General features: G+C 54.1%; 16 protein-coding genes and 2 tRNA genes. 8 read left to right on the forward strand and 10 right to left on the reverse strand.

All coding sequences use genetic code 11. The features are described 5' to 3' along the window. The 4 genes from WC488_02295 to WC488_02310 form a co-directional block, all read right to left on the reverse strand. The coding region (locus WC488_02295) for a hypothetical protein (GenBank protein MFA5077233.1) at positions 1-296 on the reverse strand (296 nt) is incomplete at its 3' end. Between the two features lie 42 nt (positions 297-338). Then, positions 339-3,710 (reverse strand): DNA polymerase II large subunit, encoded by a 3,372-nt coding sequence (locus WC488_02300; GenBank protein MFA5077234.1) that lies wholly within the window; start codon positions 3,708-3,710, stop codon positions 339-341. A 66-nt stretch (positions 3,711-3,776) separates the two neighbouring features. Next, complete coding sequence (locus WC488_02305; protein MFA5077235.1) at positions 3,777-5,252, reverse strand: DNA-directed DNA polymerase II small subunit; 1,476 nt, start codon at positions 5,250-5,252, stop codon at positions 3,777-3,779. 9 nt (positions 5,253-5,261) lie between these two features. Continuing rightward, positions 5,262-5,510, reverse strand: coding sequence for a UPF0147 family protein (locus tag WC488_02310; GenBank protein ID MFA5077236.1), 249 nt, complete (start codon positions 5,508-5,510; stop codon positions 5,262-5,264). 89 nt (positions 5,511-5,599) lie between these two features. On the opposite strand from WC488_02310, the gene WC488_02315 reads away from it, so the two are divergent. Beyond that, positions 5,600-6,031 (forward strand): hypothetical protein, encoded by a 432-nt coding sequence (locus tag WC488_02315; GenBank protein ID MFA5077237.1) that lies wholly within the window; start codon positions 5,600-5,602, stop codon positions 6,029-6,031. Between the two features lies 1 nt (position 6,032). On the opposite strand, the gene WC488_02320 is transcribed toward WC488_02315, so the two are convergent. Both WC488_02320 and WC488_02325 read right to left on the reverse strand, forming a co-directional pair. Further along, a tRNA-Arg gene (locus WC488_02320) sits at positions 6,033-6,236 on the reverse strand. A 53-nt stretch (positions 6,237-6,289) separates the two neighbouring features. Continuing rightward, entirely contained in the window at positions 6,290-6,808 is a 519-nt protein-coding gene (locus tag WC488_02325; GenBank protein MFA5077238.1) for a DUF4234 domain-containing protein, read from the reverse strand. Positions 6,809-6,870: 62 nt separating this feature from the next. On the opposite strand from WC488_02325, the gene WC488_02330 reads away from it, so the two are divergent. The 5 genes from WC488_02330 to WC488_02350 all read left to right on the forward strand — a co-directional run bounded on the left by WC488_02330 (position 6,871) and on the right by WC488_02350 (position 9,157). Further along, positions 6,871-7,335: a flavodoxin family protein gene (locus tag WC488_02330; GenBank protein MFA5077239.1), complete on the forward strand. Its 465-nt coding sequence runs from the start codon at positions 6,871-6,873 to the stop codon at positions 7,333-7,335. A gap of 7 nt (positions 7,336-7,342) precedes the next feature. Beyond that, entirely contained in the window at positions 7,343-7,690 is a 348-nt protein-coding gene (locus tag WC488_02335; GenBank protein MFA5077240.1) for a cupredoxin family copper-binding protein, read from the forward strand. 18 nt (positions 7,691-7,708) lie between these two features. Next, positions 7,709-7,927: a hypothetical protein gene (locus tag WC488_02340; GenBank protein ID MFA5077241.1), complete on the forward strand. Its 219-nt coding sequence runs from the start codon at positions 7,709-7,711 to the stop codon at positions 7,925-7,927. Positions 7,928-8,356: 429 nt separating this feature from the next. Then, positions 8,357-8,476: transfer RNA gene (locus WC488_02345), tRNA-Lys, on the forward strand. A gap of 24 nt (positions 8,477-8,500) precedes the next feature. After that, positions 8,501-9,157, forward strand: a complete 657-nt coding sequence (locus tag WC488_02350; GenBank protein ID MFA5077242.1) for a fibrillarin-like rRNA/tRNA 2'-O-methyltransferase — start codon at positions 8,501-8,503, stop codon at positions 9,155-9,157. Between the two features lie 8 nt (positions 9,158-9,165). Here the strand turns inward: WC488_02350 and WC488_02355 are convergent, their stop codons facing one another. From WC488_02355 to WC488_02370, 4 genes are read right to left on the reverse strand one after another with little or no spacing between them, the layout of a single operon-like run. Next, entirely contained in the window at positions 9,166-10,548 is a 1,383-nt protein-coding gene (locus WC488_02355) for a CoA-binding protein (GenBank protein MFA5077243.1), read from the reverse strand. Positions 10,549-10,551: 3 nt separating this feature from the next. After that, positions 10,552-11,229, reverse strand: a complete 678-nt coding sequence (locus tag WC488_02360; protein MFA5077244.1) for a DNA alkylation repair protein — start codon at positions 11,227-11,229, stop codon at positions 10,552-10,554. Next, positions 11,230-11,613 (reverse strand): ACT domain-containing protein, encoded by a 384-nt coding sequence (locus WC488_02365; protein MFA5077245.1) that lies wholly within the window; start codon positions 11,611-11,613, stop codon positions 11,230-11,232. 12 nt (positions 11,614-11,625) lie between these two features. Continuing rightward, the gene (locus WC488_02370) at positions 11,626-12,249 is read right to left on the reverse strand and encodes an acetate--CoA ligase family protein (protein MFA5077246.1); all 624 of its coding nucleotides are present in this window, start codon (positions 12,247-12,249) and stop codon (positions 11,626-11,628) included. 52 nt (positions 12,250-12,301) lie between these two features. Here WC488_02370 and rtcA point away from each other — a divergent pair, with 52 nt between their 5' ends. Together rtcA and WC488_02380 are read left to right on the forward strand one after the other, a co-directional pair. Further along, complete coding sequence (rtcA, locus tag WC488_02375; GenBank protein ID MFA5077247.1) at positions 12,302-13,270, forward strand: RNA 3'-terminal phosphate cyclase; 969 nt, start codon at positions 12,302-12,304, stop codon at positions 13,268-13,270. Further along, the coding region (locus tag WC488_02380) for a DUF92 domain-containing protein (protein MFA5077248.1) at positions 13,271-13,528 on the forward strand (258 nt) is incomplete at its 3' end.

The raw sequence follows: 13,528 nt of genomic DNA on the forward strand, positions 1-13,528 counted from the left end.
TCATAAAAAATGCCCAGCTCGCGCTCGTTAGGGGGTGTCTTGGCGGCTTCTTTCTGCAACCAGCCACTGAACAGTGCATGCAAAACTTCGAGGCTTAAGGGCCTTAGATTCAATCCGTTCGTTCTGTTAACCCCACCTATAATAAGTACATCGTCCACGAGCGGCTTAAATTCACTGAATGGATTTGTCAGGACAGTCGGCACCCTGATTCTGCCGAGATGCACATCTTTTTGCGTATCCCCCAGATGTATTCTGTGTGTGGAAGTAGATACTGGTAGCCTATACCTCACATACATGTTATCAATAATGGTCAATAAAGATTATATGCATATCGCCGGCTACATAAAATCAGATATGCCCATCTGCTTTATCTTCTCATCCTCGAATATGCTGTGTATCTCCTTGTCTATGAGGTCCAGCCTCTGCTTCATGTAAGCTGGAAGCCCGTACTCGTCGCACAGCCTTTTCGATATTTCCAGGTATTTCTCAATCCCGCCCTTGTGTATGGTGAGCACGAGCTTGCCGCCGCACCTGGTGCACTTCCCAACTAGCGGCACCCTCCTGAATATCTCGTTGCAGTCCGAGCACCTGAATGTCTGCCTCGAGAACGAGTGCAGGTTCCCGTACAGGTCGGGTATGAAATGGCTGAGTATGAGCCGTTCGCATATGTCCTTCACATCCACGGCGCGTATGCGCTTCTCGAGCGCGAACTCCAGCTCTATCTTGTCCGGGATGGATTTGAGCGAGACGTACGCGGTGCGCAGCGGCCCCTCGTCAACCGCAGAGGTGTCGTGGGTCAGCCCGAGCTGGCTGTACTGCTCCGGGGTCCCGAGCACGTCCTTCACAGTCTTGATTTTCACCTCGCCCGGGGCCGCGAACCGCTCTGCTGCCCTGTAGAATTCCAGCGGGTAGGAAAAAACCATCTCTATGTTGTGCGCCTCGTCGTCCACCTCCCTGGGATCTATTATGGTGGATATGGTAATCGGCGCGTCCATGGTCCCTCCCCTGGATTCGGACAGGAAGCGCCTGGAGAAGTTGAGCAGGGCGTCCAGCAGCAGCATCACAGCGTCCTCGTCCCCATCCGCGTTCCTTCTCTTCGCCGCATGGAAATAAGGGTGCCCGAACCCCACGTTCGCTTTCGTGAACCCGATGAGCCGCACCAGCACCCCGCTGCTCGTGTGCGGCGAGAGCCCTATGAAGAGCTGCCCCACCAGGTCCTCTTTCTTCTCGATGTTGTAGAACGGCTTCATGTTGTACACGCCCACGAGCATGTCGTCCATGAACTTCGTCACTCGCATGAAATATTCAGCCCCGTATTCGGATATTATGATGTCCTGGGGCCTGAGCGGCACTATCTGCTCCTCGCTCTCGAGTTCGTTGCCCAGCCAATCCTTCGCGTACCCCAGTTCCCTGAGCTTCTGCACGCTCACCATCAGCTCCCTGGGCCTGAAGTGCGTTATGGGTATGTCCGTGGCGTCGAACCTGCACGTCCCGTCCTTGAATACATACACTTCGTGCTTGGCCCTGAAAAAGCCTTTTTCAAGCCGCTCCGGGATTTTGGCCGAGCTCGAGAGGCCCTTCACGCCCCTTATGTCCTCCGGGAGCATGCCGAACTGCTTCTTGAGCATCTCCACGAGGCTCGCGACAGCTATGGGCCGGTTGTCGTACGGGAGCGCGGGCCCGCAGTGCTCGCTTTTCACGGTGTGCGCCCCGCACGCCTTGCACGTGTTCTGCGCGATTGTCCTCGTGCCGCACAGCTCGCACCTCCTGTAAGTGCTTATGTTCTTGCAGTTCGGGCAGATGAACCGCGCCGCATCAGCATACACGCTCTTCTCCTCCTTCGCCCTGAGCACCCTGTACATTTTCGTGAAGCTCCTGTTCTTCGGCGAGCCGGTCGGGAACAGGGAATGCACCTTGCCTTCCATCTCCCTTTCCTTCGCCTTCTCAGGCCTGCCCATCCTCGCTCCTATGTAAACAGGGGCCTTGGCCTTTATCTCCAATCCGGAAAGCTCGGATGCAAGCGCGAGCGCCTTTTTATCCTCAGCGTAAACACTGTCGAACCTTTCCGTGCTCAGCCCCCCTGAAGCAGAAACTGCGAGCCCGAGGCAGGATATTACGGTGAACGCCTGGTCGGCATCAAGGCGCACTTTCCCGTCCGCGACCCTGTGCTCCACCCCGAGCTCCTCGAGCACGGTCTTCTCGGCCCCCATGGGAACCGAGAGCTCCCTGAGCTCCCCGGCGTCGAACCTCGCTTCAGCCTTTGCTAGCCAGTACGCGAGCGCCTTCATCTTGTTCGCGTCTATGTCGTGCCAGAAGTACGTATACTCGGGGTGCAGCGGAACCCCGTAATTTTTCGAGAATTCGAACGCCTCCTTCGCGCCCTGGAAAGCCTTGGGCTGCACGTTCTTGGCCTTGCATTCCTCGGCCCACCATTCCTCGCACCATCCGGACGGCATGAGCGGATGGCCGGACTTGAGGAAATCCCCGTAATTCACGAGCATGTCGCCCATGAACAGAATCATTTCAACATCGCGCCTGAGCCCCTTTGCCTGCAGGGTGCTCCTCACCTTGAGCACGCTCCCGTCCTTCAGGCGCACGAGCGGCGGCTCGATGGAATCGCATCCGGACATTATCGCGCCCTTGCCCGGCCTCTCGATTTTGTTGTGCGTCCCCACTGCTGTGAAATCATCAAGGAGCACCATGGTCGCAGGGTGGATGTTCTTGGCCATGAGCCCGTTGGTCCTGCTTTTCCCGTACCTCAGCCTGAACCCCCCTTTTGTCGAAGGGTACGCGAAAACCGGCCTTCCCGCGACCAATCCCTCCAGGTACGTCCAGTCCGGCTTTATCTCCACCGCGGATTCCTTCCTCTTCACCTTTATGAGCTTCTCGAGCCAGTCCCATCCCAGCCCGAATTTTTTCGAATACCTGTAAACCTTCATCGCCTTCTGCGCTATTCCTTCGCACATCACCAGCGGGACTCCGCCGCGCACCCTGTTGGTCTCCACCCTGGGCAGGTCCCGGTAAACCGAAACCTCGGCATCCTCGGTCGGGTCCCCGTCTATGCACACCGGGCAGTTCTTGGCGATCCATTTCACGTCCTCGTCCGGGGGCTTGTACTGAAGGTGCGAGGCCCTTGCCTCGTAGATGTTCATCTCCTCGGCGTAGCGCTCAATCTCAGCGTCCGTGGCGCGGTAATCCCCTATCTTCGCGACCTTCCTGGCGTAATCCGCGAGCGCGACCGCGAGCGCGGCCACGGTGCCCCCTGCGCTCCTTATCGGGCCGGTGAAATACACTGCGACGTAGCTGGTGCCGTCAGGATTGCTCCTCACTTTCACTTTCGATATGCCCTCTGTAGGAGCCACGAGCATGCCTTCGGTGAGCACGCCTATGCTCGTGCGGACCGCCTGCTCGATGAGCTGCTCGGTCTGGCCGTGGATTATTTCGCCGCCAGCGATGCCCGCAGCCAGCTTGAACGCTATGTCCTCCCTCGCGACCCCAGCCTCCTCCATGTCCCTTATCACTTTCGCAATTCCCGGAGGCCCGACGAGCGCCTCCACCCTGGAAGCCACGTCCTTCGCTATCTTTATCTCCACCTCGTCGGCAGGGTCGTATCCCTGCTTCCTCGCTTCGCTCGCTATCCCGTAGGTGCGCTCGAGCTCCTGCTTGAGCGAATCAAGGTACTGCAAATATTCTTCGCTTGCAACCAGCATCTTCAATCACGCATATCAATATCCTGTGTTTCCGGTTTCGCCGTTCGGCGCTTCGGATCCGTTCATTCACATCTCACCTGTGAAATCAAGCGTTTTGTAATTCCCGCCTTTCATGTCCAGCACCCCCACCAGCCCAGGCGTGGGTATATGGCCCTGCTGGACCTGGAAATCCGTTCTGTCCTGGAACGTCCCGGAGTTTATCACGTGCGTTCCGCGGTAATATGCATACCCGTTCTTGTGCACGTGGCCGCAATGAAGCACGTCCGGCTCCATCTCCAGCACCATGTAGTCCACGCGCTCAGGAACCACCTGGTTTGTCCCGTATATTGGCGAAAGGTGCCTCCTCTTAAGGTACTCGAGCGAGACCTTCTCCGGGCTGTTGTATGAAAGCCCGGATATACCTGAAATCATCGAGTCCATCGAGGTCCCGTGGTAAATGACATGCCGTATCCCCTCTATGGACAGCGCGGTAGGGCTCCCGACCTTTATCACGTCGCTCTTTATCATCGTGTCGTCTATCGCCGGCATGGGCTCGGCCCTCCTGACCGCGTCGTGGTTGCCCGGCCCCACTATCACTTCTATATAATCAGGCACCATCTCCATGTAATTGTCGAAAACCTCGTACTGCTTGTAAACGTCCTTTATCGTGAGGTCCTTCTCCTGCTTCGGATAAATTCCCACGCCGTCAGCTATGTCCCCCGCGATGACCACGTACTTCACTTTGCCCGCTATTTCCCGCTCGCTTCCCTTCAGGTTGAGCCAGTCGATGAACCTCTGGAACTGCTTTTCCAGGAAATGCCTCGAGCCGAAATGGATGTCTGAAATGTACGCGCACGCCACGTCCCTTTCGCTCAGCTTCTTTTCCCTCATGACCGGCAAGTCCGGCCAGTCTATGTCTTCGGCGATGAGGAAATGCTCCAGCACCTTGCCCGTTATGGCAATCACTTCGTCCCGTATCACCCGCTTCGCCTTTGCGTACGTCTTCTCGGTGTTCCTGGGCACCACGACCTTGAACCTCCCCTCTAAATCCTCCACTTCCAGGAGCACGCTCCCCTTCTTTGTGTCCCGCTTGTCGTAAACCATCACGACTATGCGCACATTCTCGTTCACTTCCTTCTTTATGTCCGAAAGGCCCACCGTGGGGTACTTGGACGCGGAAGAGAGGAGCCTGCTCATGCGCTGGTAGCGGTTGCGGAAATAGGCAGTGAAATCCTCCACGCTCCCGGTGGTCCTGGATTTACCCGTGACATCTAATTGGTGCATTATCTTTATGTCAGAATCGTACTCGGAGGCAAGCGCGCGCTCCGAGGAGCGGACCACCTCCACTTTATTTTCCCCGAGTCTTGCAATCGCGGCTTCAGCATCTTCTTTTGCTATGAAAAGTTTCTGGAGCGAAAGCAGTTCCTTCAGCAGCTCTTCGCTCCCGTTTTTGAGAATAAGCTCGGCCTCGAGGGTCAGCCTTATCCCGCTTCCCCTCAGCCTCTCGGAAATCGCGCTGCCCTGATTCGAATTTCCGGAACCCAGCGCGCCTCCATCCGCCACGCCCACCGCCTAGTGCTTTATCGATTCAAGCGCGCTCATGATGCTCCACACCTGCGTCCTGGCGTAGGACGGCATGTTCACGTCCTCGCTCACGGGCTCTATCATGTATATGGCCGCGCTCACCTTGATGGTGGTTTCCTCGCTCGACATGAGCCTGGTCTTCGCGTTCGCAAGAACAGCGCGTATGTTCTTTGGTATTGAGCTGTCCTCCAAAACCGTGTTTATCAATTCTACTACTGCTTGAACCTTCGGCTCCATGAAACCACCTTCGAGAAGTCAGATTGGAATATTACCTATAGCAGATAAAATATAAAAATGGATGTTTGGAAATAGGTCTAGGTGCTTTTATGAACCCCGTCACGCAGCCCTATGCGAAGAAAAGTTTTTCCCCCCTGCTTCTTTTGCCCACGTACGTGGTACTCCCATCCATCTCATTCTACCTGTGCTATCTCTCCAGCTCTAGATTGAGTTGCCACAATTCGCTGAGCATTGACGCTTTCCTCAACTCCAGCTATTTTATTCTCTTCTCAGTTATTTCACTTCTTGAAGCCGCTCTGGTGATTTCTATTTACAGAAAAAGCAAGAGCAATATAAAAATGCAAAACTCCCCCAGAGCGGCGGACGCATTAATACTTCCGTTTGCAATGTGCGATATCCCGCTCATATTGGGCTTCATTCTTTCATACCTGGAACTTAACCCCTGGCTCATCATTCCATTCCAGATTTTCGGCCTAGTATTGTTCTTCTATCTCTACCTGGAGGAAAACAAGGACAAATAAACGGGCCCGATGGGATTGTCAGCTTGCTGACAAATTTTCGCGTCAGCGAAAGCTTTTGAACCCATGGCCTACAGCTTTCCTCCATCACCCGATAAAAATAACCTTTTTCTTTTGGGGTGAAGCCCTCAGCCCTTTTCTTTTTTGGAAAAAGAAAAGGGATATGGGATAGAAGGCTGCCGCGCTATCCAAGCTGCGCTACGGGCCCGCTTCGGTATTATTCTATGGTAAATAAAAGTTAAAAACAGGCCTATTTGCGGCCTATCCCAGCTCCTGGCCGCATTTGATGCAGTAATTGGAACCCGCGGGGTTGGTGTTCTTGCATCTCGTGCACAGCACCACCACCTTTTCCGAAGGCTCGGCATTCTTTCCCGCGCCTGCCTGTGTAGGAGCCTGCGTGATTTTGTTTTTCCCTGCCGCATCCCATATGTCATTGAGCGTGGCCTGCACCTTGTATGTGGTGTACAAAGTCCCCAAAGGTATGAACAGCAGGATAACGTTCAATACCGGGCTCAAGCCGCCCAGCCCGGCCTTCTTCGCTTCGTCGTTGACGTCCCTGAGCCACAGATAATATACATATATGGTCGGCAGCCCGAGCAGCGCGAACCCGAACACCAAGGCCGCCAATCTGCCTCCGGGCGAGCAGTTCACTTTCAGGCAATCCTTCATCTCCGCGTTGGTCTTGTAATACCAGTAAATCCAGTAGAGCCCGCAGGTCACTATAGTAACGAGCAGTATGAACAGGAAGCTTCTTTTCCCAGGAACCATTTCTTCATCCATATTTCCCACCGCACCCATGTCGCACCCTATCTTTAATAATTTTTTGCGAGAGTGTGTCCCTCATGAAGTCAGCCATAGTTTACGAATCCCTGTCCAACGGGAACACCGAGAAGGTGGCCAGGGAAATGGCCGCGGCACTCGATGCAAAATTAATCCCGGTGAAGGAGGCGCGCGTGGACGAGCTGATTTACTACGACATGCTCGGCTTCGGCACAGGAATATTCGGAGGTTCCCCTTACAGGAGCATAATCGGACTTGCGGGAAGGCTCCCTGATATGAAGGGACACAAGGCGTTTGTATTTTCCACCGGGGGCGAAGGCAATCCAAAACACCACCGCGCGCTCACGGAAAAAGTGCTGGGCAGAGGCTTTGAACTCGCAGGGGAATTCTGCTGCAAGGGGGAAGTTTCCAAGATGAAAATACTTTTCTGGACGATAAAATTCAAGGAACCAACAAATCTCGGGCAACCGAACGAAGACGATTTGGAAAATGCGCGGAAGTTCGCGAAAAGCCTGCTGAAAAAATGATAATTTTATGGGATGGGGTATGAAAAAAATGCTCGGTCTGATTGCAGTGTTGATTGTTGCAGAGCTTCTGCTGGCTGGCTGCACTAGTACGCAGCCTCCTGCCGGGAACGCCACGGGCAGTACGGTGGCGATACAGAACTTTGCGTTCAACCCTGCGACATTGACTGTGAAGGCCGGAGCGACCGTGAAATGGACGAACGAGGACGCGGCGCCGCACCAGATAAATTCAGGCACGTTCAACTCGCAGTCGTTGAACACAGGCGATTCATTCGAGTTCAAATTCGACACGCCGGGAGCGTACAATTACACGTGCTCCATACATCCTTCGATGAAGGGCGCGATAGTGGTGCAATAGGCCGCAGGAGACGATGCCATGCTGCAGGAAATAAGCTATTACCTGGTTTTCGGGAAGCCGCTCATAATGTACATTGGAATAGCTACGATGCTTTCGCTTCTCGCTACCGCAACCATAGGATTCCTGAACTACACTGGCCGCAAAATCATTCCGTTCAAATGGCACCCTCGCATGGCCGCACTAACAATACTGCTTGCGCTTATCCACGGCATCCTGGGCGTTCTGCTCTATTTCTGAGCCCAATAAGTAAGGCAAATTTAAGCTGGGTAAGGGAGTTGAGCCCTTCTATCCCGCTTACTGCTATGCAGGAAGGCATTCGTCGGTTCGCCGACGAATCCAATCTGCAGGCGGGCACATAGCCGATCTGTCAACCCAGCTCGACAGGGGGCTTCTTATTATTAGTTCGCCCCCTTCAGTTGTGGTCGGTAGTCCGACCACTTCCCCGACAAAGTGCTACGCACCTTACGGTTCCGTGATACCCCCTTGCAAAAATAATCTCTTTCGTTGCTCAGGGTAACTCTATTTATCCTTAAAACGGCTTTTAAACACTATTGTTATTTTAAAAACATTTCCGACCTTAAAGTTATTCCTGGGAGCTCACTTTCTTTTTTGAGGGTGAAACACTCAGACCCTTTTTTCTTTTAAAGAAAAAAGGGGATATGTGGTGGGCTCGTAGCTCAGCTTGGCCAGAGCGGCGGACTTTTAATCCGTAGGCCAGGGGTTCAAATATTTTCTGTTTCGGAACGCGAAATCCGAAACCGGAAACTGGATTTCCCCTCGAGCCCGTCATGTTTTTATGCGTGATTTAAGATGGTCGTGAAACTGTTCGAAGGAGTTTTCAGCGTTGACGGTCGGTTAGCCACAGAAAACCTGGCCCCCGGGGCCCGAGTTTACGGGGAAAAGCTCCATAAGATAGATGAAAAGGAATACCGCGAATGGGACCCCTACAGGAGCAAGCTCGCCGGAGCGATAAGGCGCGGCCTGAAGGAAATGCCCATACAGCCCGGGATGAATATTCTTTACCTGGGCGCGAGCACAGGCACAACCCCTTCCCATGTTTCGGACATAATAGGGCCTGAAGGAACGGTTTTCTGCGTCGAGATTTCAGCGACCAGCATGAGGCAGCTGCTTCCGCTCTCGGAAAAAAGGGAGAACCTGGTTCCGATACTAGGGGACGCGAGAAAGCCCGATGATTACAAAGATGTGGGCAAAGTTGATGTGATATACCAGGATGTTGCACAGCCGGACCAGGACGACATACTCATCATCAACGCGAAAAAATTCCTCAAGAAAGACGGATTCGCGATGCTGTGCATAAAGAGCCAGAGCATAGACGTGCTGAAATCCCCCCGCGACGTTTTCGCAATCGTGAAGAAGAAGCTCGAACCGCATTTTGATGTCGTGCAGGAAATGGAACTTGAGCCTTTTGACAAGGACCATCTCTTCATCGTCCTGAAAAAGAAGTGAAAAAATATTCAGAGGCTTCTCCTGTACTCGGCGTATTCAGCGAGCTTCTTCACCGCTTTCACCGCAGAGAGCGGATTGTTGTATGTTGGAACGCCGTTGCTTTCCAGCATCCTTCTCTGCTCCTCGGTGTACTTTCCGCCCATCGCAACAACCGCAATTGGCTTCCTCTTGTCGTCCGACGCCTTTATGAGCACCTTGAGCAGCCTCTCGTCTATGGGCGGGACCTGGAACAAGACATCGATGATTATCGCGTCCATGTTCGCGTCCCGCATGAACGCCTCTATCGCCCCGGAGAATTTCTCGACTCCGGCGTCGGCAATCAGGTCCAGCGGATTGCCCGCGCTCCCGTACGAAGGAAGCGAAGCGCCAACTGCCTTTTTTGTCCCGGTTTCCATCCTGCCCAGCTCAAGGCCTTCCTGCTGGAGCGCATCGGCTGTAAGCACTCCTATTCCGCCTCCGTTGGTTATCACGCCGATTTTCCTTCCGCGAGGGAGCGTCTGCCTGAATATCTTCACGAAATCAAACAACTCCTCGAGGCTCTCGGCTTCTACTACCTTCGCCTGCCTGAACGCAGCCTTGTACGCGAGGTAATCCCCGGCGAGGTTCCCGGTGTGCGAACGCGCGGCCTCGCTCGCCTCCTCCCCTCTCCCAGCCTTGAGCACTATTATCGGTTTTTTCCTATTTGTCCTCTTCATCGCCTCGAAAAGCTTCCTCCCGTCCTTCGCTCCTTCTATGTAAAGTATGATAGTCTCGGTCTTCCCATCCGCTTCCAGGTAATCCAGCAGCCCGGCCTCCGAAATAACCGCGCCGTTCCCGTAGGATATGAATTTGGATATGCCGACCCCGTAGCTGGCCGCGAGGTCCACAATCGTGCTCCCCACCCCGCCACTTTGGGTTATGAACGAAATAGAGCCGGGCGCGGGCCTCTGGAATTTGTAGAAAGGCATGAATATGCTGTCCACCCGTGTGTGCGGGTTGAGCACCCCGAGGCAGTTCGGCCCGATGAGCGCGATATTGTTTTTGACGCAGATGCCTTTCACCTGCTGTTCGAGCGCGTCGTTCCCGACTTCGGCAAAGCCGCCGGAAAGGACCACAGCGCTTTTTATCTTTTTCCGTCCGCACTGCTCTAGGATTCCAGGAACGGTTTGCGCAGGCGTGGCAATTATCGCCGCATCCACATTCCCGCCCACTGCGAGCACGTCCGAGTAACACGTGAGCCCAAGCAGTTTTCCGTACTTGGGGTTTACGGGGTAAAGTTTCCCCCCGAAACCGCCTTCGACGAGGTTCTTGAGTATCACGCATCCCAGCTTCTCAGGATTGTCGCTTGCCCCTACCACCGCGAGGCTCTTTGCTTCGAACAGGTATTTCAGGTTTTTGAGCAGTTTGTCCATGCACTATCTCCTCAGCCTTTTCTGCACAGCTTCGCCCTGGAGCTCCCTTAGCGCGTCCTTCGCAATCCACCTCGCGCTCTTAGAGTCAAGCTTTTCAATTTCCCTTGCAGTCCGTATCGCAGATTTGTTGAGGCTTTTGCTGCGTTTGCCGATGTTGCGCAAAGCCCAGTTTACCGCCTTCCTCACGAAATTCCGCCCGTCCCCGGATTCGCGTTTTATCGTAGGGTAGAATTTCTCGAATTTCGCATCAGGGGCTTTTTTGTCGTGGATTGCAAGCGATGCCATCAGGGCGAAGCCGGAGCGCTTTACGAATTCCCCCTCGCGTTTGCTCCATTCGAAGGCTTTTTTGTAAGCAAAAGGCGTCTTGTCGAAGAGGCGGAAGCAGACCTGGTCGCAAACGTCCCAGGAATCGAAATCGGAAACCCACGCCTCCATCATGGATTCGGAGGTTTTTTCATGGTCCGCAACCATGGCCGCAAGTATCCGGGCTTCGTGGATTCCTGAGTTCCACAATTTGAGCGCGAGCCTGTGGTCGATGCCTATTTTCCTGGACAGCGCGATGAGTTCAGGGGCGCAAATCCCGAGCGTGTTCTTCGGATTAATTCCGAAGCGCGCCATGCCCGCAACGTTTTCGGGATTCGCATTTTTCTTCAGCTTCTTCAAAACCTTTTCGTATTCCAATCACTTCACCCTGGTTTCAAATCCGATTTTTTCGAGCTTCTGCAAAGCATTTGAAACATTCTTTGCTTTGACCAGCACATGGTCTGTGGAATAAGAAGATATGGCGAATATGCTGATTCCCTCTTCTGCCAGAGCTTTCGCAATACGGGCCAGAAACCCCACCACGTTGAAATCCATTACACCATCAAACGTTATTATCTTCCAATTCCTTTCAACGTTGAGCACATCCTCTGGTTTCAGTTTTTTTAATTTCGATTGCTCGATTACAACCGTGATTTCGTTTTTATCCCTCACCACTGCAAATGCATCTGGGACAATTCTCTTCGCGCTCATTACCGCAAACGTTTGCCTCCAAACGTACGCTTTTTTCTTTTTGCCAGTCATTTTTGTTACCAGTTACCTGCTTATCCTCGCATCCACTATGTCGTAGCCTTTGTCGTCGAAAATCACCGGATTCAGGTCCAGCTCCTTTACGTCATCCTTGTGCATGAACCTGCACGTCGCGAGCATCAGCTCCTTCAATCCGTCTACGCTTATTCCCTTCTGCCCGCGCGTTCCCTTCAGTATGGGGTGGCTTTTCAGCTCGTCAATCATCTCCTCCACGTCCGCCTCGCTGATGGGGCACAGCCGCGCGGTTATGTCCCTGAAAACCTCCACGTAAACCCCGCCGAGCCCGAGCACAATGACGTGCCCGAACTGCGCGTCCTTCTTCCCGCCTATTATCAGTTCAATCCCTTTGCGGGCCATCTTCTGCACCAGCATTCCTCGGATTTCGTGCCCTTCCGCGCCCTCCATTATCTCGTCGTATGCCAGGGAAAGCGCCTGGTCGTTCCGTATCCCGATTTTCACACCTCCCACGTCGGTCTTGTGCGAAATCCCCTCGGATATGATTTTGAGCGCCACCGGGTAGCCCATGGACCTCGCGATGAGATGTGTTTCCGTCTTAGTCTTGGCCCAGCCGTAAGGCAGGAGCCTGAACCTGTTCCTCTTCAGCAATTCGAAATCCTCGAGCATGCCCATGCGTCCATTTCTTTGATTAGGTTTTTAATTTCTCTTCATCCCCTATCTCCATATGATTGAAATAGACGGGGCATATGGAGAAGGCGGCGGCCAGATAATCCGCACGGCGCTTTCCCTAGCCTCCATAACGAAAAAATCCGTGCTGGTGAGGAACATACGCGCGAACCGGCCGAATCCGGGCTTGGCGGCCCAGCATCTCACCGCAGCGCGCGCAGTAAGGAGCATATGCAGAGGCACCCTTTCCCATTGCGAGATAGGAAGCACGGAATTCACGTTCGAGCCCGGTGAAATAGTGGGCGGCAAATACGAGTTCAACATAGGCACCGCAGGCTCGACGGTTCTGGTCGCACAGACCCTGCTCCCCATCCTTTTATCCGCATCAAAACCGAGCGCGGTGCGCATAATAGGAGGCACCCATGTGATGAAAAGCCCATCCTATGACTATTTTGAAAAAGTGTTCATGCCCGCCATAGCGCTTTTCGGCGCAGAAGCCAAATGCCGCCTCATCAAAACAGGCTATTTCCCGAAAGGGGGCGGGGAAATCGAGCTGGAGGCCCGCCCTTCCAGGCTTTCAGGGAATTCGGCGTGGCTCAGGGAAAACGAGACATCGGTCCTCATAAGGCTTTCAGGCCTCCCGCTTTCCATAGGGGTGCGCGAGAAAAAGGTTTTCGTGCAGAACGAGATAGGGCGCGTGCGAATAGTAAAAGAGGAAGGCGAGCCGGCCAACGCAATCCTCGCATGGAGCGGTTTCCTGGGCGCGTACGCGCTCGGGGAAAAAGGCAGGCGGGCTGAGCAGGTGGCCCAGGAATGCCTGGATTTCCTGCTCTCCGAGAAGCGCGCAGGCAGCGAAGTTGACCGCCATCTCGCGGACCAGCTGCTCATCTACGCCGCGCTTGCAGAGGGGGGCTCAGGGTTTAAAACATCCGCGGGCACAACCCATACCGAAACGAATGCGTACGTAATCTCAAGGTTCCTCGGCAGGAGGATAAGCCTCGAGGGCGGGAACATAGGTGTGGAATGAATGGCGGTAATGCTTGACAAGAAAGGGCTCATCGCGTCCGTGCTCATGGGCATACTGACCTTCTTTTTCGGGGGGAGCAGCTACCTCGCGCTCCTCCTCGCATTCCTCTTCATATCTGTAATAGTCACGCGCTACGAGGGGTATGACAAAAAGGAGATGGGAATATACGAATACGAGCGGAGCTGGGAGAACGTGCTGAGCAACGGCCTGCTCCCCACCATTCTCGCATTCCTCGGCGCGTTCCTGGGCCCGATGCCG

The sequence above is a fragment of the Candidatus Micrarchaeia archaeon genome, from assembly GCA_041650355.1.
GTDB lineage: Archaea > Micrarchaeota > Micrarchaeia > Anstonellales > Bilamarchaeaceae > JAHJBR01.

Bases quoted from the DNA above. Each gene is read 5' to 3' on its own strand.
- WC488_02335 (MFA5077240.1), top strand. From the start codon at position 7,343: ATGGGATGGGGTATGAAAAAAATGCTCGGTCTGATTGCAGTGTTGATT.
- WC488_02370 (MFA5077246.1), bottom strand. From the start codon at position 12,249: ATGGGCATGCTCGAGGATTTCGAATTGCTGAAGAGGAACAGGTTCAGG.
- WC488_02350 (MFA5077242.1), top strand. From the start codon at position 8,501: ATGGTCGTGAAACTGTTCGAAGGAGTTTTCAGCGTTGACGGTCGGTTA.
- WC488_02325 (MFA5077238.1), bottom strand. From the start codon at position 6,808: ATGGATGAAGAAATGGTTCCTGGGAAAAGAAGCTTCCTGTTCATACTG.
- WC488_02330 (MFA5077239.1), top strand. From the start codon at position 6,871: ATGAAGTCAGCCATAGTTTACGAATCCCTGTCCAACGGGAACACCGAG.
- rtcA (MFA5077247.1), top strand. From the start codon at position 12,302: ATGATTGAAATAGACGGGGCATATGGAGAAGGCGGCGGCCAGATAATC.
- WC488_02355 (MFA5077243.1), bottom strand. From the start codon at position 10,548: ATGGACAAACTGCTCAAAAACCTGAAATACCTGTTCGAAGCAAAGAGC.
- WC488_02340 (MFA5077241.1), top strand. From the start codon at position 7,709: ATGCTGCAGGAAATAAGCTATTACCTGGTTTTCGGGAAGCCGCTCATA.
- WC488_02310 (MFA5077236.1), bottom strand. From the start codon at position 5,510: ATGGAGCCGAAGGTTCAAGCAGTAGTAGAATTGATAAACACGGTTTTG.
- WC488_02365 (MFA5077245.1), bottom strand. From the start codon at position 11,613: ATGACTGGCAAAAAGAAAAAAGCGTACGTTTGGAGGCAAACGTTTGCG.
- WC488_02315 (MFA5077237.1), top strand. From the start codon at position 5,600: ATGAACCCCGTCACGCAGCCCTATGCGAAGAAAAGTTTTTCCCCCCTG.
- WC488_02300 (MFA5077234.1), bottom strand. From the start codon at position 3,710: ATGCTGGTTGCAAGCGAAGAATATTTGCAGTACCTTGATTCGCTCAAG.